Origin of the sequence: Corynebacterium aurimucosum (genome assembly GCF_030408555.1) — a bacterium.
GTDB lineage: Bacteria > Actinomycetota > Actinomycetes > Mycobacteriales > Mycobacteriaceae > Corynebacterium > Corynebacterium aurimucosum.
On sequence record NZ_CP047048.1, the window covers coordinates 305,681 to 326,554 of the forward strand.

General features: G+C 64.2%; 11 protein-coding genes. 7 read left to right on the plus strand and 4 right to left on the minus strand.

Going from position 1 to position 20,874, the window contains the following annotated elements; translation table 11 throughout:
• Window positions 1-114: 114 nt before the first annotated feature.
• Window positions 115-9,048, minus strand: a complete 8,934-nt coding sequence (locus tag CAURIM_RS01450; RefSeq protein WP_201828747.1) for a type I polyketide synthase — start codon at window positions 9,046-9,048, stop codon at window positions 115-117.
• Between the two features lie 299 nt (window positions 9,049-9,347).
• Between CAURIM_RS01450 and CAURIM_RS01455 the strand changes: the two genes are divergently transcribed.
• Entirely contained in the window at window positions 9,348-10,346 is a 999-nt protein-coding gene (locus CAURIM_RS01455; protein WP_201828746.1) for a hypothetical protein, read from the plus strand.
• On the opposite strand, the gene CAURIM_RS01460 is transcribed toward CAURIM_RS01455, so the two are convergent.
• Both CAURIM_RS01460 and CAURIM_RS01465 read right to left on the minus strand, forming a co-directional pair.
• The gene (locus CAURIM_RS01460) at window positions 10,343-12,082 is read right to left on the minus strand and encodes a long-chain-fatty-acid--CoA ligase (protein WP_201828745.1); all 1,740 of its coding nucleotides are present in this window, start codon (window positions 12,080-12,082) and stop codon (window positions 10,343-10,345) included. The two genes, CAURIM_RS01455 and CAURIM_RS01460, sit on opposite strands and share 4 nt — an antisense overlap.
• Window positions 12,083-12,247: 165 nt before the next feature.
• On the minus strand, window positions 12,248-13,960 hold the full coding sequence (locus CAURIM_RS01465; RefSeq protein ID WP_201828744.1) for a long-chain-fatty-acid--CoA ligase: 1,713 nt from the start codon (window positions 13,958-13,960) through the stop codon (window positions 12,248-12,250).
• A gap of 76 nt (window positions 13,961-14,036) precedes the next feature.
• Between CAURIM_RS01465 and mshA the strand changes: the two genes are divergently transcribed.
• The 4 genes from mshA to CAURIM_RS01485 all read left to right on the plus strand — a co-directional run bounded on the left by mshA (window position 14,037) and on the right by CAURIM_RS01485 (window position 18,177).
• The gene (gene mshA, locus CAURIM_RS01470) at window positions 14,037-15,302 is read left to right on the plus strand and encodes a D-inositol-3-phosphate glycosyltransferase (RefSeq protein WP_070443953.1); all 1,266 of its coding nucleotides are present in this window, start codon (window positions 14,037-14,039) and stop codon (window positions 15,300-15,302) included.
• 89 nt (window positions 15,303-15,391) lie between these two features.
• On the plus strand, window positions 15,392-16,141 hold the full coding sequence (locus CAURIM_RS01475) for a phosphoglyceromutase (protein ID WP_070645831.1): 750 nt from the start codon (window positions 15,392-15,394) through the stop codon (window positions 16,139-16,141).
• Window positions 16,142-16,216: 75 nt separating this feature from the next.
• Window positions 16,217-17,482 (plus strand): sensor histidine kinase, encoded by a 1,266-nt coding sequence (locus tag CAURIM_RS01480; RefSeq protein WP_201828743.1) that lies wholly within the window; start codon window positions 16,217-16,219, stop codon window positions 17,480-17,482.
• Complete coding sequence (locus CAURIM_RS01485; RefSeq protein WP_070443947.1) at window positions 17,479-18,177, plus strand: response regulator transcription factor; 699 nt, start codon at window positions 17,479-17,481, stop codon at window positions 18,175-18,177. The genes CAURIM_RS01480 and CAURIM_RS01485 overlap by 4 nt, the downstream gene beginning before the upstream one ends.
• On the opposite strand, the gene CAURIM_RS01490 is transcribed toward CAURIM_RS01485, so the two are convergent.
• The gene (locus CAURIM_RS01490; protein ID WP_201828742.1) at window positions 18,174-19,055 is read right to left on the minus strand and encodes a DUF3109 family protein; all 882 of its coding nucleotides are present in this window, start codon (window positions 19,053-19,055) and stop codon (window positions 18,174-18,176) included. The genes CAURIM_RS01485 and CAURIM_RS01490 overlap by 4 nt on opposite strands.
• Before the next feature lie 33 nt (window positions 19,056-19,088).
• Between CAURIM_RS01490 and CAURIM_RS01495 the strand changes: the two genes are divergently transcribed.
• Together CAURIM_RS01495 and CAURIM_RS01500 are read left to right on the plus strand one after the other, a co-directional pair.
• The gene (locus CAURIM_RS01495) at window positions 19,089-20,018 is read left to right on the plus strand and encodes a Ppx/GppA family phosphatase (protein WP_012714802.1); all 930 of its coding nucleotides are present in this window, start codon (window positions 19,089-19,091) and stop codon (window positions 20,016-20,018) included.
• A gap of 9 nt (window positions 20,019-20,027) precedes the next feature.
• Entirely contained in the window at window positions 20,028-20,840 is an 813-nt protein-coding gene (locus CAURIM_RS01500) for an Rv0497 family membrane protein (protein WP_201828741.1), read from the plus strand.
• Window positions 20,841-20,874 lie beyond the last annotated feature (34 nt).

The following is a 20,874-nucleotide window of genomic DNA, read 5'->3' on the forward strand; positions in this document are numbered from 1 at the left end:
TAGGAAAACTATCACGTAGTGATATGTGCGCAGGCAGAAAAGAAGCCGAGGAGGCCCGCTTCTTAGCGGACGTCGTCGGCTTGCTTTTAGGGGTTCCTCTGCGAAGGGGTGGCCTTAGGCGGAGGGGTAGGTGCCGTTATCGGTGAGGCGCGCGGAGTCGTCGAGAAGCATGGCAATCTCGGCGGCCTTGGCGTCGCGTGCTGGGAGGCGGCGGCCTTCGATGACCTCGAAGAGCGGGGCGCGGCCCAGCATGCCGGCCTCAAAGTGGGCGCGGCCAGCACGCAGGCGCTGCTCGGCGCGCTCACGCCATTGGGAAGCGGCATCCGCCCCACGCTGATGGGACACAGCCTGCTCAAACACGCCGGGGTGGGCGTAAACGATGAGCGCGCTGACGTGGCCGAAGCCAAGCGAGGTCAGTGCCGCTGCCTTCACGCTGCGTCCCGCCGCTGCGAGGTCCAGCGGGGAGCGCAGCCACACCAGGTTCGGCGCCTTCGGGGCGATGAGCGGGTCGACGCAGTCCAGGGACACGTTCGCCGGGATGCGGTGCGTGCGGAAGACGTCGATGATGCCGCCTGTCTGGAAGAGCGCGGCACCCGCCTTGGAGTGGCCGGTGAGTGTCTTCTGGGAGATGACGAACATCGGCTGATCCTCATCGCGGCCAATCGCCGGCCACAGCAGGGAGTGCAGCTCCGACTCGTTGGGGTCGTTGGCGTTGGTGGAGGTGTCGTGCTTAGACAGGACGCTGACGTCGTTGGGGGTGAGGCCCAGTCCGCGCAGCGAGCGCGCCAAGCGGGAGTTCTCCCGGCCGCGGCCAGCCCCCAGTGCACCCAGGCCAGGGGCCGGGATGGAGGTGTGGGCGCCGTCGCCATAGGAGGCGGCGTGCGCGACCACCGCGAGCACCGGCAGTCCTAAGTCGGCTGCTAATGAGGCACGAACGAGCAGGACCGTGCCGCCGCCCTCGCCTTCGAGGAAGCCGCCGCGGCGGCGGTCGTTGGCGCGGGAGATGAAGCGATCATCGATTCCCTTGGCGGTCATCTTGGCGGTCTCCGCGGTGGCGTTCATATCGCCGAAGCCCTGGAGGGACTCCACCTGGACATCGTCGATACCGCCGGCCACGACCACATCGGCCTTGCCCAAGGCAATCTTGTCCACGGCCTCCTCAATCGACACCGCTGCGGTAGCGCAGGCGCCGATGGGGTGAATCATGGAACCGTAGCCGCCCACCAGGGACTGCATGGTGTGCGCCGCGATGACGTTCGGCAGGGCCTCCTGCAGGATGTCGGACGGGCGCTCCTCACCGAGGAAGCGGGTGACGAAGACCTTGTGCAGGGATTCCATGCCACCGATACCGGTGCCCTGCGTGGTGGCTACTTGGCCCGGGTGGATGGAGCGCAGCAGCTCCGCCGGGGAGAAGCCGGCCTGGGTGAAGGCATCCACCGCGCTGACCAGGTTCCACACCGCCATGCGGTCCAGGGAATCGAGCATGTGCTCTGGGATGCCCCACTTGGCGGCGTCGAAGTCATCCGGCATCTGGGCGGCGACGGTGCGGGTCAGCGTGGCCTTGCGCGGGACCTTGACGGTGGCACCCTGGCGGCGGGTGACCTGCCATTCGCCGTCCTCCTCGACGATGCTGACGAACTCCGGGTCCGCGTCCTGGATATCGCGGGCGGTGGCCTCCGAATCCACGGTGAAGGTGACGTCGCGGTCGAGGAAGACGGTGGTCAGGTCGATGGAGCCGCGGTCGGTGAGGTGGTACTTATCCGTCAGGGTGCGCACGCCGGAGCGTGCGACGACCTCATCGCGGAAGCGCTCGAAGATGTCCTCCTCGGCGATCTCCTCATCGCTCTCCACGACGAACCAGCCCGGGTGTGGGTCCTCGCGCCATTCCACCAGCCCGGTCATCCAGGCCAGCTCCAGTACGCCAGCGGCGGTCAGTTCCGCGGAACCCTCGCGCTGCAGGCCATACTCGGCCTCGAAGCGCGTGCGGCCGGAGCCCCACGAGGAGACCTCGCCGATACCGGCGATGACCACCATGTCCTCCAGGTCCGTGGTGACTTGGCCAACTTCTTCCTCCAGGCCGGGCTGTACCGCTTGGACCTGGTTGGGCAGCGCGGTGATGGTGGCGGGGGCGTCCTTTTCCTCATGTGCAGCTGCGCCAGTGGTTCCTGCCGGCTCCACATCTGCGGCGAGCTCCTTGAGGGAGAAGCCCTCCAAGCCGCCGGTGAGGTCCTTCTCCACCGGGGCGTGAGCTGCCTGCTCGCGCGAATCGGCGCTGGCCAGGTCCATGAGCTCGGCGGAAATCTCCTCCGGGCTCCACACCTTGATGCCGGCTTTCTCGGCAGCGGGCACCAGCCCATCGTTGCCGCCCATGAGGTGCGTGCCGGCGACCCAGCCGATCTTGGCCTGCGCCAGCGTGACACCCTGCGGCCAACCGGCTTCGACTTTCCACTTGTTGAGGATGGCATCGAGTGCGGCCTTGACCTCGCCGTAGGCGCCGTCGCCACCGAAGGTGCCGCGGTTGGGCGAGCCCGGCAGGACAACGTGGCAGCGCTTGTCCATATCCTCCTGGCTCAACCTCGCCAGCCCCGCAATGGTGCGTTCGACGGACCACAGCAGCAAGCGGGCCTGGGCCTCGGTGGTGCCGGAGGCATCCGCCAGCGAGCCGGATACGCTCGGCGCGGCGAAGGGGAAGGCCAGCGTCGGGGTAAGGGCCGGCTTGAGGATCTTGACCTCGTTGCCCACGGACTCGCGCTGTTCGGTGCCGATCCAGTTGATGAGCGCGTCAATATCGCGGAAGCTGGACAGGTTCGCCGGGACCAGCCACAGGGCGGAACCAGCAGCCCCGTGCTCGGCGTAGAGCGTGCGCGCGAATTCCTTGCGGGCCTGGCTGACACGAGAGGCAGTCATGATGACGGTTGCGCCGCCCTCCAGCAGACGCTCCACCAGCGCGGTGGCGATGGAACCAGGGGCAGCACCCGTGACCAGGGCAACCTCACCGGCAAACGCGCCGGGGGTGGTGTCCACGGCGGCCTTGGCGATATCCTCGCGCTTCCACCAGCGCGCCTGACGCGCCAGATCCTCGCCGGCACCGCGGAAGCTGTCCACCGGGTACTCGGCCTGGCCCAGTGCCAGGCGGGCGAGGCGCTCGCGGGCGATGGCCCAGGAGTCGTCGAAAAGCACGGCCTTGTTCGCATCGAAGGACGGTGTGACGGACTTGAGCCAGCCGGAGCCGAGCTCTGCCTCGACGGCATCGATGACGGTGGTATCCGGTGCCTCGATGAGCTCCGGTTCGGAGTCCAAGCCCAGCTGGGAAAGAACCTGGCGGGCAACAGTAGCCAGCACACCGCTCTCACCGGTGACGGTCTCGGCGAAAGCATCCAAAGCAGCAGAGTCAACCACGGCACCGCCACCGGCACCACCGGCGGCCGCGCCCTTGGACACGGAGGCACCGTGGGTAGCGGCGACGGCTTGGACGGCGGCGTCGATCAGCTCGTGTGCTGCGGACTTCGAGGTAGCGCTCGCCGGCACGGTGCTCAGCGAGCCGCCGCGCACGGAGTCCTCTTCACGGGAGCCGAGCAGGATCTCCGCCTCGACGTGGGCAACCCAGGATTCGGGCAGGCCCCAGGTTCCGGTGACGTAGTCCGCCACGGCGGTGGGCTTGAGACCCGCAGCGCCGAAGAGCTGGCGCAGGCGCGCGCCGACGGCCTCACCCAGAACCGGGCCGAAAGCGGAGTAGCCCGGGGCGGCGGTGGCGACCTTCTCGCGCAGCGTGGCCACGTCGGCATCGGCGGCGCCATCGATGGCCGGCACGCCGATTTCCGCGGACATGTCCATGAGCAGCTGGTTGCGGCGCGAGGACACGCCGTTGGTCAGCTCTTCTACGGTATCGGAGTCCGTGATCTGGTCCACGCGGATCTTGTTCTGGAAGGCGAAGAGCACCATGATGGCCTCTGCCGCACCAAAGCGCAGCTCGGGGGCGTCGCCGGAGGCAGCTGACGCGGTAGGTGCAGGAGCCGGTGTAGCTGGCTCGGCCGCAGCCGGAGCCTCGGCAGCCTCGACTGGTGCCTCGCTGGCTTGCGGAGCTTCCTCCGCAGCGGATTCCGGTGCCGGTTCGGCGGTGGGGGCTTCGGAGACGTCGGCAAGCATGACCTGCTCCTGGTCGCGCTCCACATTGAGCACGCGGATGGTGCCCTCCGGGATGCCGGCGACGGCCAGCGAGCGGGTAGCCAGGTTGGTCAGCGTCGGGGAAGAAGCCAAGCCGACCTCGATGATCTGCTCGACCTTGCCGAAGAGGAGCTCCTGGGTCTCAATCCAGCGCACCGGCGAAGCGAACTGCCAGGACAGCAGCTCGATGAGCAGCAGGCGGGCGAGCTCGTGCTCGTTCAGGTCCTCCGCCTTCAGCCCGTCCAGCTTGCCGGAGGGAGCCAGCGGTGCCACGGCGTCGACGAAGTCCTGGGTGAGTTCGAAGGGGCGGGCCACCAGGTTCGGGATGTAGCGGCCTACCAGGGCATCCAGGTCCAGCTCCTGCGGCAGCAGCTCATCGAGCTTCTCCGCGAAGGCCGGAACGCCCTCGCGCAGTACGCGGGAGTGGAAAGGAACATCGATACCCGGGACCATGACCGCCGCGCGCGGGGCGATGGCATTGGCCTTATCCACCAGAGCTTTGAGTCCTTTCTTGGTGCCGGCGACGGAGTACTGCTGGCCGCGGATGTTGTAGTTAACAATCTCCAGGAACTCACCGGTGGCCTCGGAGACCTCAGCCACCCAGGCGTCGACGCTGTCTGCATCAATGCCGGCCATGTTCGGGCGCAGAGCCGCCATGGCGTACTCGGAGTTGCCCTCCGCATCGCGCGGGACGAGGCTGCCCATGGCGGAGCCGCGGGAGTAGACGATGTCGATGACCCCCTCAAGGTCAAAGATATTCGCCAGCGAAGCCAGCGCGGTGTACTCGCCCAGGGAGTGACCGGCGAAGTAGGAGGTCGGGGCCAGGGCGTCCTCGGCGCGCAGGCGCTCGGTCTGGGCATAGGCCACCACAGCCAGGGCCACCTGCGTGAACTGGGTCAGGTGCAGCACGCCCTGCGGGTGGCGGAAGGTGGTGCCGCGAACGGTCAGCTCCGTCGGGTTCTCATCGATGACTTTCTGGATGCTAAAGCCGAGGTTCTCGCGGGTATGCACATCGGCGCGGCGCCAGGCTTCGCGCGCTGCCGGGGAGGCCTGACGGTCGCCCTTGCCCATGCCTTCGGCCTGGATGCCCTGGCCGGGGTAGACGTACGCCGTGGTCGGCGCGGCAAGCAGGGCCTGGCCGCGGGAGACGACTTCGCCCTCGATGCGGCAGGTGACTTCGAGGGCCTGGTGGATGCCCTTGCGGCCGACGCGCTCGACGGTGACCTCGATGTCATCGCCCAGCTGCACCATGCCGTACATGGAGTAGGTCCAGCCCACCACGCGGCCGTGGCGTCCGGCCACCTGCTGTGCCGCGGCCGAGAGCCACATACCGTGCACCAGCGGTGCCTGCAGGTTAACCAGCTGGGCCGCGTTATAGGAGGTGTGAATCGGGTTATAGTCGCCGGAGACCAGCGCAAAGGGCGTCATGTCCTGCGGGGCGGTGACGGTGGCGCGGTCGATAAAGGAGCGCGGTGTCGGCACCACCTTGGTGGCGGACTTGCCGCCTCCCCACTCCGGTGCTTGGCTCGGTGCGGCGGTGCCGGTGGCGCGGCCGCGGATGGCAAAGCGGTGCATCTGCGTGGCTACGATGTCACCGGAAGCGTGATCCTTGAGCTCGAGCTCCACCGTGACGATGCGTCCGGAGACGGATTCCTCGATGGCGGTGCAGGAGGAGGTGACGTCGATCTGGCGGCCGTCGGCAAGCTGCTCCAGCGGCACGCGCAGGTCGATGACGTGGTCCAAGTGCACCGCGTTAAGCAGGCCTTCGATGACCGGGTAGCCATCCTCTAGGCGGCCGGAGCCGAGCGCGGCATAGATGGCCGGCCAGCACGGGCCGACCAGAACATCCGGGGTGCCGGCTTTCTCTGTGGAGGACTCACCGCAGGTCACCGCGCTGTGTGCGGAGAGCAGCGAAGCAGGGAAGTGGAAGGAGTAGCCGGACTCGACGGTGGGCATCTTAGTGATCTCATTGCCCTGCTCCGCCGTGGAGCCGACACCAGCCAAGCCCTCCAGGAGGGTGAAGACGGAGTTAGGCAGGCGCTCCTCGGAGACCACCGGGGAGCCACCCGTGGCTACATCCTCCGGCAGGTCCACAGGGACGGTGACCTCGCGAACGTAGAAGGGGCGCTGCTCCTCCGGCAGGTCATCCCAATAGGAGTCCGCCGTGATAACAATCTCCCAGTTGCCTTCAGCATCCTGGCGCAGGTCGAAGGCGTTCTCATCCATCTCATAAGCCGGGTTGGCCATGAGGTGGCCGTGCCACAGAAGGGTAGGAGAAGTGCGCAGGAATGCGGCCTCATCGGCGGCGGAGTTCAGGCGGGAGAAAGCCTTCTGCGGCTTGACTCCCTGCTCCAGCAGCGCATCCGTGGTGGCCTGCTCGAAGCGGGCAAGCAGGTCCGCCACGGGCTCGTTCTTCTTGGTAATGCCGGCCACGGCCACGGGGCCGGGGATGATGCGCACCTGGTCAGCGGTGTAGCGCTCATCCTGTGCCTGCCAGAGGGTGTCCTTGCCAAACCAGGACTTCAGGTCACCGTCCAGGGCCGGTACCCACGGCATGGGCTTGACGTGCTTGTAGTGCAGGGAAATCCACCAGGCGGCATCGCGCGCGGAGACCTCGGTGGTGCGTGCGGCAGGGTAAGCATCCAGCAGCTTGGCCACGGCCTGCGGGGCATCGTGCACAGCTTCCACAGCGGGGAAGAGGGTTTCAATCTGGCCGTGGTCGGCCGGGTTCAGGCGGGCCTCAACGCGGTGCAGGAGATCGAAGAAGCGATCATCCCAGCTCGGATCCACGAACGGGTGGGCCAGCTTCACGAAGCGCTCGAGCCACTCCGCGTAGGTCATGGACTCCACATCGCCGAAGTAAGGCTTGCAGGTCTTGGCCAGGGCGTCGATGATCTCCTGGCGGTGGGCCGGGTATTCCTCGATGCTCAGGGAAGTAATCAGGCGCGAGGCCGCGGCGAAGGAATTATCCAGGTCGTGGATGTCCGCCAGCAGGTGGGACTGCGAGGATGCAACGCCGTGCGCGCCGGTGCCGCGGCCGACCCATCCGCCGTTCTTGGAAGGCGAAATGCCTTCCGTGTTGACCAGCAGGTCCTTCACCGAATCGGTGGCCTTGGCTTCCTTGGTGGCCATGGCGACGGTGCCGAGGAAGACGGCGTCGACAGGCATGGCCGGCATAGCGTGCTTCTTCGCCCACTCACCGGTGAGGTAGGAGGTGGCGCGATCCGGGGAGGCGATGCCGCCGCCGACTGCCAAGTAGACGTTGGGGTGCTGGCGGATTTCGGCGTAGGTATCCAGCAGCATGTCATCCAGGTTGACCCAGGAGTGGTGGCCGCCGGCGTGGCCGTCCTCGACCTGCATGATGATGCGGTCCTCCGGGTAGGCTGTGGCGATGGCCAGCACATCCCGGATCTGCTTCGCGGTGCCGGGCTTGAAGGAGATGAAGGGGAAACCATCGGCGTGAAGGCGGTCCAGCAGCTCGCCAGCTTCCTCTACTTCCGGGATACCGGCGGAGATGCACACGCCGTTGAAAGCCGCACCGGCCGCGCGTGCCTTGGGCACGATGCGCGCCTGGCCGAAGTGCAGGTTCCACAGGAAGCGGTCAAAGAACATGGTGTTGAACTGCGCCGTGCGGCCAGGGCGCAGGTGCTGCTCCATTGTGGCCAGGTGGGCGCGGAAGACCTCATCGGAGTACATGCCGCCGCCGGCCATCTCCGTCCAGTGGCCAGCGTTGGCTGCCGCGGCCACGATCTCACCATCAGCGGAGGTCGGCGTCATGCCGCCCAGCATGATCGGGGACAGGCCCGTGAGATCGGAGAAGCGGGTCTGGGTATAGGTGCGGCCATTGGGAAGCTCGATGGTGCGCGGGGCGAAGTCAGCGTAGTTCAGGGCCTTGGGCAGTTCAGCGCCCGGCGTCGCCAGCGCATCAAGCTCCTGCGGGGTGGCGGCCGAGACCACCGTGACTCCCGTGCCTTCCACCACGCGGCGGGTGATGTTCGCCAAGGCGCGGTCGAGAACAATGAGGTGCTCGGAGTCGAGCGCGGCGAGCGTGGCCGGCCAGTCGTGTTCGGTGACCAGGATGGCTTCGGCCTGGGTGCGGGCCTCATCCACGTCGAGGCCGCACTTCTGAGCCAGGTCTATGGTGCGCTCGGCGGCTGGGGCGAGCACCGGGTTGTGGAAAGGAAGGGCCACGGGCAGCTCATCAAAGCGGGGGCTGAGCTCATCGCCGCCGACGGTACGCTTCTCCAGCTCGGCGTTGAAGCTCTTCACGGCCTCGTCGATGGCGGTGCGGGTGGCAGCCAGGTCCTCCGGGCTGCCGGACAGCGCAAAGTGGCGGCGGCCGTTGACCACGGCGATGGCGGCGGTGCCGTGCAGGTACTCGGTGATGAAGCTGCGCTCCAGGCCGCGAATGGACAGCATCTGGAAGCGCGGATCGGAGCCGTTGACCGCGCTGGCGGCGGTGCCCATCAGGATGGCCAGGGCCAGGGCTTGCGCTGGCTTGTCGACGGCCAACGCGCCCAAGCTGCCCTGCGAATGCCCAGCGCGCTCGTCGATGTCGACGCCCAGGTCACGCAGCTGCTCGATAGCGGCAATCTGGCCGAGGACGATGCCGGGGATGGAGACCGCCGGCAGGGCATCGAGGGACGTGGACTCGGTGGAACCCGCAATGAGCTGCTCGAGGCGCTCGAGCGCGCCGGGGCACGTGGAGGCGATGGTGCGTGCGGCGGGGCCGGTGAGGCTGCGTGCCTGGGCGAGGGTCTCGCGCAGGGTGTCAGCAGTGGCGGCAGACTGCGCGGCGGTGGCGATGAAACCCTGCCAATCGGAGCCTTGTCCGGCGAAAAGTACGGCCGGGCGGGGCATGGAATGCAGCATAGTAACAGGCATCTTTCCTCTTTTGAGCTGATGGGGAACGGTTTTATGAAGAGCTGTGGGCAAGATTAGTTAGCCCTACAGAACAATCATGATGTGCCACCGTAGTCGAAGCCTTCGCACAAAGCGGCCTCCCGCGCGGAAAATGTGAGGTTTTTCTCACGTTTGGGTTGTGGGGGTACTCGCCGCGTCGCCGCCGCGCGAAGTTGCGCAACCTTTTGTATTCTTGGCCTCACTGCAGCGGCTCGGGGAGGAGCAGGGGTGGCTCAGCATCGGTTCGCGCAGCATGAAAGAAAAGAAAACAAGGGGGGACTATGCCTCAATCAGCAACCGAGAAAACAAACAAGACACCAGCTCGGCTCAGCAAAAGCCGAGTCATCAAAACCATGACCAAGCTGGCCGGAAAGCTGGAGGAAGATTCCTCCACCGGCTTGCCCACCATCAAAATTGCCGGCGGTCTCTTAAGTATCGACGTCAACGAGGACAAGGGCGGCCTCTGTGTCCTTGGGTATTGGGGCGGTGCAGTGCGCTTCAACCCGGACCGGCAGCCTTTGCGCATGGAGGTCAATGATCTCAACGGCGGTGGAATCTCTGGCAACCTCGTTGCCGAGCCCTGTGGAAGCTCTACTATGCATACCCACCTGCTGGTCCTTGCGCCGCCTTATCTGCCGTCGACGGCCACGAATGCTCAGCTCAAGAGCATTATCGCGGGCTATGCGGCCGAAATGTCGGCGGTCTTCGCGCGCCTAGATGAGCAGTTTCCGGAAGAGCCCTCCAAGCCACGGAAGGGGTCTGGGCTTAAACCGGTATCGCCCCACTGTTTCAGCGAGGCTTATGGGGTTTCAGCGGTGGGGATGTGGCGGGTGCACGAGCGCGCCACGCGCCTGGCAATGATCGGCACGCCCGTTCACGTGGTGGACCACCGGAACGGGGCCGTGAGCATCCTCATCAATGAACACGTGATCACTATTGAATCCGCTCGTGATGGCTCCGGGGATATTGAACTCCGCCTCGTCACGCCCTCCGGCCGCTGTGCGTGCGACCTTGATGCCCTCGTGCGCTGGGCCGAGTTTATGAATGATGATCAATATGTCTACTCCGCGCGCATCGAGGTGGTGAACCTCGATGGCGGCGATGGGCAGGACCTGGTCTTGGTGGCCACGGCCCGCATTCCCACGAAGTGGGGCTACACCGATGAGCAGCTGGATTGGCAGCTCAGCACGTTGGTGAGCCAGCTTGTCGGTGCTGGTGAAGCGTTCTACCGAACCTTCAACCCCACGCGCGTGATGCGCTATATCGACCGCGCGGCTTAGGCGGAAGCTTCTTTGCCGAGCAGTTTGAGGAGGTCCTGCTGCACTTCGCGGCGGCGGACCTTGCCAAGCTGGTCGGAGGCCAGGTGCTCGAAGTGGTAGAAGGTGCGCGGTACCTTGTAGCGGGTCAGGCGCTCGCGGCAGTAGTCCTTGAGGCCCTCTGGATCGAGCACCGCGCCATCCTCCAGGATGATGCAGGCCACGACATCCTCGGAGCCGTCCGCGCGCGGACGGCCGACGATGGCCACGTTGGTAACGTCCGGGTGCTGGCGGATAACGTCTTCCACTTCGGCCGGGTACACATTGAAGCCGCCGGTAATGATCATTTCCTTGATGCGGGAGACGATCTTGATGAAGCCATCGGATTCCATGATTGCCATGTCACCCGTGCGGTACCACCCTTCGTGGAAGGACTGCTCGGTGGCCTCCGGCATGTTGAAGTAGCCTTTGAACACCTGCGGCCCGCGCACGAGGAGTTCGCCCGCGGTGCCATCCGGCTGGGTCTCGCTGAGGTTGTCTGGGTTGCCGATGCGCACCTCGGTATCCGGGAAGGGGATGCCGATATAGCCGGGGCGGCGGTTCTTGTTGAGCGGGTTTGCGGCCACGATCGGCGAGGTTTCCGTGAGCCCATAGCCCTCCACGAGCAGGCCGCCGGTCAGCATCTCCCATTCCTCAACGATCTCCTCTGGTAGCGCTGCTGCGCCCGAGAGGCTGTTCCCGATGCCGTGGAGATCGATGTTCTGTTCCTTGGCTGCCTCCATAACCTTGGAGTAGATCGTGGGCACGCCCGGCATCCAGGTGGGGAGGCGCTTCTTCATGATGTCGAGGAGCAGAGGAACCTTCGGTGCAGGGGTGAGGACCAGCTCGCCGCCAATGTGTACGCCAAGGGCGGCGATGAGGGTGAGTCCATAGACGTGGAAGAGGGGGAGGGCGGCGAGCATGCGCTCGGGCTTCTTGCCCAATTCGGGCACCCACGCTTCCGCCATCTTCATGTTGCAGTACAGGTTGGAGTGGGTCAGCTCCGCTCCCTTGGGTCTGCCGGTGGTTCCGGAGGTGTAAAGGATTAGTGCGGTATCGTCGCGGTTGACCTTGGCGTCTTCGAGCTTCTGGCCCTGCCCGCCGATGGCGCGGCCCGTGAGCGTGCTCCACGGAACGGTGTTGGGGGCGGGAACTGAAAGCTCGGCCCGCTTGTCCTTAATGAAAGGAAGGGGCAAGCGCAGTAGCAGCTGCTTGGGGCGCGGCATGGCCTCAATCATGTTGACCGTAACGATCGTCTCCAGCGGCGTGGAATCACGCAGCTCCTCAAAGACCGGGCTCGCCTTATCCCAGACCACGGCCACGCGGGCGGCGTGGTCCTGGAACAGGGGCTCGAGCTCAGCAGCGGTGTAGAGCGGGTTATGCTCCACGACGGTCGCCCCAAGCTTCAAGATGGCATAGAAGACCGCCACGTGCTGGGGGCAGTTGGGGAGCGCTACGGCGACGCGGTCACCGGGGCGAATGCCGAAGGCCTTAAGCCCCGCTGCGGCGGCGCGCACGTGGGTGTCGAGTTCGCGGTAGGTCATCTGGTGACCAAAGAACCACGTGGCGGGCCTTTCGCCGAATTCCTCCACGGTTTCTCGGTAGGAGTCCAAGAGCGTTTCGGTGCCGTAATCCAGATTGGGTTTAGTCCACTCAGGGTAATACTGGAGCCAGGCTTTCGTCTCAAAGGCGGAGGGGGCCTGGGCAGGGGATTCGGTCATGTTCGCGAACTCCTTAGGTGGTCAAACTTATTATGTGTGGAACAGTATAACCAACTTGTGACAGAAGTCTCGCAAAAATTAGCAAAGTTGCTTCGAGGAGTGAAAATACAATAACCCCGGTGATATGCGTCTATCGCGCAGGGATCGCTCCGGGGCTATGGAGTGCTACTTCTCCGCCTTGAGGCGCTCGAGTAGATCCGCCTGAACCTCGCGGCGGCGAATCTTGCCCAGCTGGTCCGTGGCCAGCTTCTCAAAATGGTAGAAGGTGCGCGGCACCTTGTAGCGAGTCAGGCGCTCGCGGCAGTAGTCCTTGAGGCCTTCGGGGTCGAGCGCGGCGCCGTCGTTCAGCACGATGCAGGCCACGACGTCCTCCGAGCCGTCCGAACGCGGGCGGCCCACCACGGCGGCCTCCGCCACGTCTGGGTGGTCCAGCAGCGTTTCCTCAACCTCGCCGGGGTAGACATTGAAGCCGCCGGTGATGATGATTTCCTTAATGCGGCTGACCAAGCGGATGAAGCCATCTTCCTCCATCACGCCCATATCACCGGTGCGGAACCAGCCATTGTGGAAGGCCTTCTCGGTGGCTTCCTCATCGCCGAAGTAGCCCTTGAAAATCTGCGGGCCGCGGGCCAGGACCTCACCTTCTTGGCCGTCCGGCATGGTCTCATCCAGGTTCTCCGGGTTGGCGATGCGAATTTCGGTATCCGGGAAGGGGATGCCCACGTAGCCGGGGCGGCGGTCGTTGCTCATGGGGTTGCCCACGATGATGGGCGAACACTCCGTCAAGCCATAGCCCTCCACGAGCAGGCCACCGGTGTACTTTTCCCACTTCTCCACGGTATTGACCGGCAGGGTCGAGGCACCGGAGAAGGCCGCGCGCACGCCATCGAGGGAGACGTCGTTTTCTTCCGCCTTCGCCACAATGCGCTCGTACAAGGTCGGCACACCCGGCACCCAGGTTGGGGTGTGCTTCTTCATGAGATCCATGATGAGCGGCATCTGCGGGCTCGGAAGCAGCACCAGCTCGCTGGCGATGAGCGGCGCCAAGGTGGCGTTCATGGTCAGGCCATAGGCATGGAAGAAGGGGAGGGCGGCGAGCATGCGCTCAGGGGAATCGCCCAGGCCCGGTACCCAGTGCTTGCCCATCAAGATATTGGAGAAGAGGTTGCCGTGGGTCAGCTCCGCACCCTTGGGGTTGCCGGTGGTGCCGGAGGTGTAGAGGATCAGCGCGGTGGTGTCCTTGGTGACTTCCTCCGGGGTGATGACGTCAGAACCATCGCCGCCGATCGCGTTGCCCACGAGGGATTCCCACGGCACCGTATTCGGGGCCGGGGCGGTGAGCTGATCGCGCTTGGACTTCAGCGGCGGAATAGGCAGGCGCAGGGCTAGGCGCTGCGGAGTCGGCATCGCGTTGATCATGTTGATGGAGACGACGGTCTCCAGGGAGGTCGTCGGACGCAGCTTCTCCAACGTGGAGGCCGTCTTATCCCATGCAATGGCGATGCGTGCGCCGTGGTTCTTAAACAGGCCCTCCAGCTCGTGGGCGGTGTAAAGCGGGTTGTGTAGCACCGCGATGGCGCCCAGCTTGAGTACGGCCCAAAAGGCGGAGATGAACTGCGGGCAGTTGGGGGCGACGATGGCAACGCGGTCTCCCGGGCGCACGCCGAAAGCGCGGAGGCCGGCGGCTGCGCGGCGGACCTGCTTGTCCAGCTCGGCATAGGTCTGCGTGCGGCCGAAGAAGTAGGTTGCCGGCTTGTCGGGGTGGAGCGCGAGGTTGTTGTCGTAAACGTCGAGAAGCGTGGTGTCCCCGTACTCCAAGCTGTGCGGGGTCCACTCCGGGTAGTACTGGAGCCACGCCTTGGACTCGTATGCCGACATCGATTCACCTTTCGGTCGCGTAGGTTGAGGTACGGGCCAGTATAACGCGGCTCGTTTCGGGATACACTGGAAAATTATGCGCATCGCGATGATTTCCATGCACACCTCGCCCCTTGAACAGCCCGGTTCCGGGGACGCGGGCGGCATGAATGTCTATGTTCTTAACACTGCCCGCCAGCTCGCGCGCCTCGGCGTAGAGGTCGATATTTTCACTCGCGCCACGCGCCCCAGTCAGGGGGAAGTGGTGGACGTCGAGGAGCGCCTGCGCGTCATCAATATTGTGGCGGGACCCTATGAAGGCCTCAGCAAGGAGGAACTGTCCACGCAGCTGGCCGCGTTCACGGGCGGCATCTTCAACTTCGCGCGCTGTTTTGAGGTGGAGTATGACGTCATCCACTCCCACTACTGGCTCTCCGGCCAGGTGGGCTGGCTGCTGCGTGACCTTTGGGATGTCCCTCTCGTCCACACCGCACATACGCTGGCCGCGGTGAAGAACGTGCACCGCACGCTCGATGACACCCCGGAAACCGAAGCCCGCCGCATTTGCGAGCAGCAACTGGTGGATAACGCCGACATCCTGGTGGTCAACACCGCCCAGGAAACCCGCGATCTGATCGAGCACTACGACGCCTCGCCGGAGAATATCGTCGTGGTCTCCCCGGGTGCCGATACCGAGCTGTATACCCCAGGTACAGACCGCATGACGGAGCGCGCCCGCCGCCAGCTGGGCATCCCGCTACACACCAAAGTCGTGGCCTTTGTGGGCCGCCTGCAAAAGTTTAAGGGCCCCGACGTGCTCATCCGCGCCGCCGCGGAGCTGATGGAGCGCGATCCGGATCGACGCCTGCGCGTGATCATCTGTGGCGGTGCCTCCGGAGCGAATTCCTCGCCGGATGCCTACCACAACCTCGCTCGCGAGCTGGGGGTGGAGCGCGTCGTGCGCTTCCTGAGCCCGCGCCCGCCGCAGGAGCTCGTGGCCATCTATCAAGCCGCGGATATCGTCGCGGTGCCCAGCTATAACGAGTCTTTCGGGCTGGTAGCCATGGAAGCGCAGGCCTCCGGAACGCCCGTGGTGGCAGCGGCCGTCGGCGGCTTGCCTATTGCCGTCGCGGATGGTGACACGGGCTTGCTCGTCCACTCCCATTCGGCGCAGGATTGGGCTGACGCGCTAGAGCAGTTGCTTGACGACGACCCCCGCCGCATCGCCATGGGCGAAGCCGCCGTCGATCACGCCCAGCAGTTCAGTTGGGCAGCGGCCGCCACCCAGCTGGAGAATATTTATGCCGATGCGATGAGTATCGAGATTCCGGACTGTCATGCGCGCCGGGCAATCGGATACTAATCCCACATAAATGGGCGTAAACCCACACTTAGGGGTGATGTGCTCGGGTTCACAGGCGAGCCGCCGAAAAACGTGGCATGCTGGTGTTTATGAGTAACGGAAAGCTGATTCTACTTCGACACGGACAGTCCGAATGGAACGAGTCCAACCAGTTCACCGGTTGGGTTGATGTCAACCTCACCGCCAAGGGTGAGGGCGAGGCCAAGCGTGGCGGCGAGCTGCTCAAGGAACAGGGCATCTTGCCGAATATCGTCTACACCTCCCTGCTGCGCCGTGCCATCCGCACCGCCAATATTGCGCTCAACGCTGCGGACCGCCACTGGATCCCGGTTGTGCGCGACTGGCGTCTCAACGAGCGCCACTACGGCGCCCTGCAGGGCCTCAACAAGGCAGAGACCAAGGATAAGTACGGTGAGGAGCAGTTCATGGCATGGCGCCGTTCTTACGGCACCCCGCCGCCGGAGCTGGAGGATGGCGCCGAGTACTCCCAGGCCGGTGACCCGCGCTACGCCAACCTGGATCAGGTTCCGCGTACCGAGTGCCTGAAGGATGTCGTCGAGCGCTTCGTTCCTTATTTCGAGGAGGAAATCCTCCCGCGCGCCAAGAAGGGTGAGACCGTTCTCATCGCCGCACACGGCAACTCCCTGCGCGCGCTGGTCAAGCACCTGGATCAGATCTCCGATGAGGAGATTGCCGGCCTTAATATTCCAACTGGCATCCCGCTGGTCTACGAGATCACCGAGGACGGATCCGTGGTGAACCCGGGCGGTACCTACCTGGATCCGGAAGCTGCTGCTGCCGGCGCTGCCGCCGTGGCCGCTCAGGGTGGAAAGAACTAAACACCGAGCAAGCTGCGTGCTGCGCACAATCCCCAGGGAGCATATACTCCTTGGGGATTCTTTGTAGGGGCGTGAATGATTGTGGAACTGGTTTTAGCTTTTCTTGCCGGCGTGGTGGCCTGTGGCCTGGCCATTCCGGTAGTTACTCGGTTCCGTGAACGCATGGAGCGCCGCCGCGTCCGCGATGCGGATGCCAACCAGGTCACCAGCGTGAGCCAGGTCCTGCATCTCGCCGTGGCGGGCTCGCCGGCCGGTATGACGGTGCTCTCGCGCGACAAAGAGGTCATCTTTTCCAACCCTGCGTCCCATCAAATGTCGATGGTGCACGACCGTGCCGTGAACCCCGATATTTGGAAGGTCGCGGAGGAGGTCTTCGACGATAAGGAGACCCGAACGCTGGATCTTGCCATTCCCAAGCGGCGCACCGGTAACCGCGTAATCCAGGTACGCGCGGTGGTTCAGCCGCTGACGCTGAACGACGATCGCTTCGTCATCGTCTACGGCACCGACGAGTCCGAATCGGTGCGCATGGAATCTGCCCGCCGTGACTTCGTGGCTAACGTGTCGCACGAACTGAAGACCCCGGTCGGCGGCATCGCCCTGTTAGCCGAGGCCCTCCTCGAAGACACGGGGGATCCCGAGCACGTCGAGTACTTCGGCAGCAGGGTGCAAAAGGAAGCCGCTCGCATGGCCGAGATGGTCAGCGAGCTGATTTCCCTGTCCAAGCTGCAGGGTGCGGAGGCGCTGCCAGAGATGGAGCCGCTTGACCTCGATGACGTCATCGATGAGGCCATTACCCGCAACCAGCTCGCTGCCGATTCCCACCACAACCAGCTCACCCGCGGCGAATCCGCAGGTGTTCACGTGATGGGAGATAAATCCCTCCTGGTTACGGCGATCTCAAACTTGATCTCCAACGCCATCCACTATTCGCCGGATGAGCTTCCGGTATCGGTGACGCAGAAGGTCGTCGGCGGGAAGGTCGTGCACATCCGAGTCACGGACCGCGGCATCGGCATTGCTCCGGAAGACCAGAAGCGGGTATTTGAGCGCTTCTTCCGCGTGGATAAGGCACGCTCCCGACAGACCGGCGGGACTGGCCTTGGCTTGGCCATTGTGAAGCACGTCGTGGCTAATCACGGCGGCAATATCAAGCTGTGGTCACGCCCCGGAACTGGCTCGACGTTTACTATCGAGCTCCCTATATACGCCGAAGAGAAGCCAGCGGATAATCTTATTAACCGGGATAATATAGAAGACGGAGCCGTCAGCTCTGCCGCCCCTGGTTTGCAGCGCGCTGTGGCGCGTGTAGCAGCTCGTCGAAAGGATAAAGCGCAATGACCACCATCCTCATCGTTGAAGATGAAGAGTCGCTGGCCGATCCCCTCGCCTTCCTCCTCCGAAAGGAGGGATTCGACGTTCTCCTCGCCCCCGACGGGCCCAGCGCGCTCGAACAGTTTGCGGCACATAACGTAGACATCGTCCTGCTGGACCTCATGCTGCCGGGAATGTCTGGAACGGACGTCTGCAAGCAATTGCGCACGACGTCTTCTGTGCCGGTGATTATGGTGACCGCGCGCGACTCGGAGATTGACAAGGTTGTGGGCCTGGAGCTCGGCGCGGATGACTATGTGACTAAGCCTTATTCCTCCCGCGAGCTCATCGCCCGCATCCGCGCTGTGCTGCGCCGTGGCCAAGATGTCTCTTCCGAGCACGCCGAGGAGGAGCCCGACGAGCAAATCCTGGAAGGCGGCCGCGTGCGCATGGACGTGGAGCGCCACACCGTTCTCGTGGCCGGCGAGCCGGTATCCATGCCTCTCAAGGAGTTTGACCTCCTCGAATACCTACTGCGCAACGCCGGACGTGTACTGACTCGCGGCCAACTCATTGACCGCATCTGGGGAGCGGATTATGTGGGTGATACCAAGACCCTCGATGTTCACGTCAAGCGCCTCCGCTCCAAGATTGAGGCCGAACCTTCCCGCCCACAGCAGCTCGTGACGGTGCGCGGCCTGGGCTATAAGTTCGAGGCTTAAGCGCGGGGGTCAGCCGGGTGCCGCGGGAACTCGACCCCGGACCGCGCCCGGGCCTCGCAGTGTGTGGCCAGGATGTCGTAGCATTCCTCTCCGAGTAGCGCGATCAGCTCGGTTTTCTGCGACTTCCACAGCGGTTCTTCCGCGATGTGGCAGGAGGGATCTGCCGAGCAATACCAATCAAAGTCCTCGCCGCCGTTACCCCACCCGCGGCGGTCATATTCGCCGATAGTGGTGCGCAGGATTTCCTTCCCGTCGGGGCGCTCCTCATAGTCCTCGTGCCGGCGAATCGGCAGCTGCCAGCACACCTCGGGCTTGACCACGGTGAGTTCCTCACCCGCCTCGAGCGCCCATTGGTGGATAGCGCAGCCCGCGCCCGTGGGCCAGCCGGCGCGGTTGGCGAAGATGCAGGCGCCGTCGACAAGCGGCGTCTTCAGGGCCGGTTCCGGCTCGCCATCATCGCCGTCGAGCTCATCCCACTCCAGCCAGGGCTCCAACTCCTCAGGTTCTCCGTGTTCCAGGAACTCATCTACCCCCGCAGGGCGGTGCTGCCAGAAGCGGGCGGGCATGCGCGCGACGGCGTCGCGAAGCTGCTCCCGATCCGTCTCATCAGCCATGTAGGCGCCGTGCACGCAGCAGCCGACATCGGGCTGCTGCTTATCGATGCCGTGGCACCTCTCCGTCCCAAACTGGCAGGCATAGTGCGATTCGAGCCAGGTCAGGTCGATGGAAAAGATGTGGAGTGGATCGTTTGGATCCGTAAATTCAAACCACTCTCTAGGAAAATCGGGGGCCTTTTCGCGGCCGGCCAAGATGGACGCCGCCGCCGGGGAGGAGGCGGGAAAACCCAGGTAAACTTCATTCGATTTCGGGCGATTCACACCTACCCACGGTAGACCTACTACTCTAGAGGCGTGCGATTAGGTGTATTAGACGTCGGAAGTAATACCGTCCACCTCGTTGCGGTCGACGCCGCAACCGGTGGGCGGCCTTCGCCGATGAGCGATTGGAAGACCCCGCTGCGTCTGGTGGAACAGCTAGACAAGGACGGCAACATCCACGAGAAGGGCATGAAGAAGCTCATCTCCGCCGTGGGTGAGGCCGCTGAGCTGGGCCAGAAGCTGGGTTGTGATGAATTCATCGCTTTTGCTACCTCCGCCGTGCGCTCGGCCACGAACTCGGCCAAGGTTCTCGATGAAGTTGAGAAGCAAACCGGCGTCCGCCTAGAAATCTTGTCGGGCGAGGAGGAAGCGCGTTTGACCTTCCTCGCCGCCCGCCGGTGGTATGGCTGGTCCGCTGGCCGCATCACCAACCTCGATATCGGTGGCGGTTCGCTGGAGCTGTCCACCGGTACCGATGAGCATCCGGAAATGGCTTTCTCCCTCGACTTGGGAGCTGGCCGCCTGACTCATAATTGGTTTGATACCGATCCTCCGCAGAAGTCCAAGGTAAATTTGCTGCGGGATTACATTGACGCGGAACTGGTCGGCGTGGCCGATAAGATGCGCGCCCTGGGCCCTGCGGGATTGGCCGTGGGAACCTCGAAAACATTCCGCACGCTGGCCCGTTTGACCGGTGCTGCGCCCTCGTCTGCGGGTCCCTACGTCAAACGCACCCTTACGGCGCCGGGTTTGCGTCAGCTGATTTCCTTCATCTCCCGTATGACTGCAGCTGACAGGGCGGACCTTGAGGGTGTAAGTTCTACCCGATCGCATCAGATCGTCGCCGGTGCTTTAGTGGCGGAGGCGAGCATGCGTGCCCTGGGAATCGAAAAGCTGGAGATCTGCCCCTGGGCTCTCCGAGAAGGTGTTATTTTGCGCCGTACCGATAAGGGACTGGAATAGGAAAGAAACGTGGCTGACAAGAAACAGTTGACAGTTGCGGAGCTGCTGGCCCGTAACGCGAAGGACCGACCCGGCGAGGAGAAGACCCCGCGCCGCCGTCGCCGGAGCCTCGATGAAGGCGGCATCTCAGTTGCGGAGCTGACCGGCAATCTCGAAAAGGTGAAGGCAACCCCGGCTGAGGCAAAGCACTCGAACGTCTCCATCGATGAGACGGCCCCGGTGATTCCTGCTCCGAAGAAGGAGACCAAGAAGGAGTCCAAGGAAGAGACTCCGAAGAAGGAAGCCCCCAAGCAGGAAGCAGCCCAGAAGGTGGACAAGCCCCAGGCCGCTGCCGTTCCTGTGGAGAAGCCCGCGGAGTCCGAGTCCAAGCCTTCCCAGCCTTCTGATGATGACACCCGCGTCATCCAAAAGGTCAACGACGAGCCAGAGAAGCCTGAGGTAAAGACCGCCGCACCGGTCGATGAGAAGCCGCAGGACGCCGCCGAGGACACCTTCACCACGGGTGAGCTCGAGGCAGTCGATGAGGACGTTGACGAGTATGACGAGGACTACGACGAGGAAGACGAGGGCAAGCTCAACCCCTTCGCCGTCGTCCTGCTCGCCCTCGTGGGCATCGTGCTCGGCGCCATCGTGTTCAAGGGCTTCGAGATCCTCTGGGATCGCTTCGACCGCCTCGTTGTCCTGGTGCTTGGTGTGGTTGTCACCGGTGTCATCGTTGGCATCGTCCACGCACTGCGTACCAGCCGCGATGGTCTTTCCATGTTCCTCGCAGCCGTGGCCGGCTTGGTGCTGACCTTCGGCCCGCTCCTCGTGGTGATGTAAGAACCAGCTCCATAGGACACCTTCTCATAAGGCA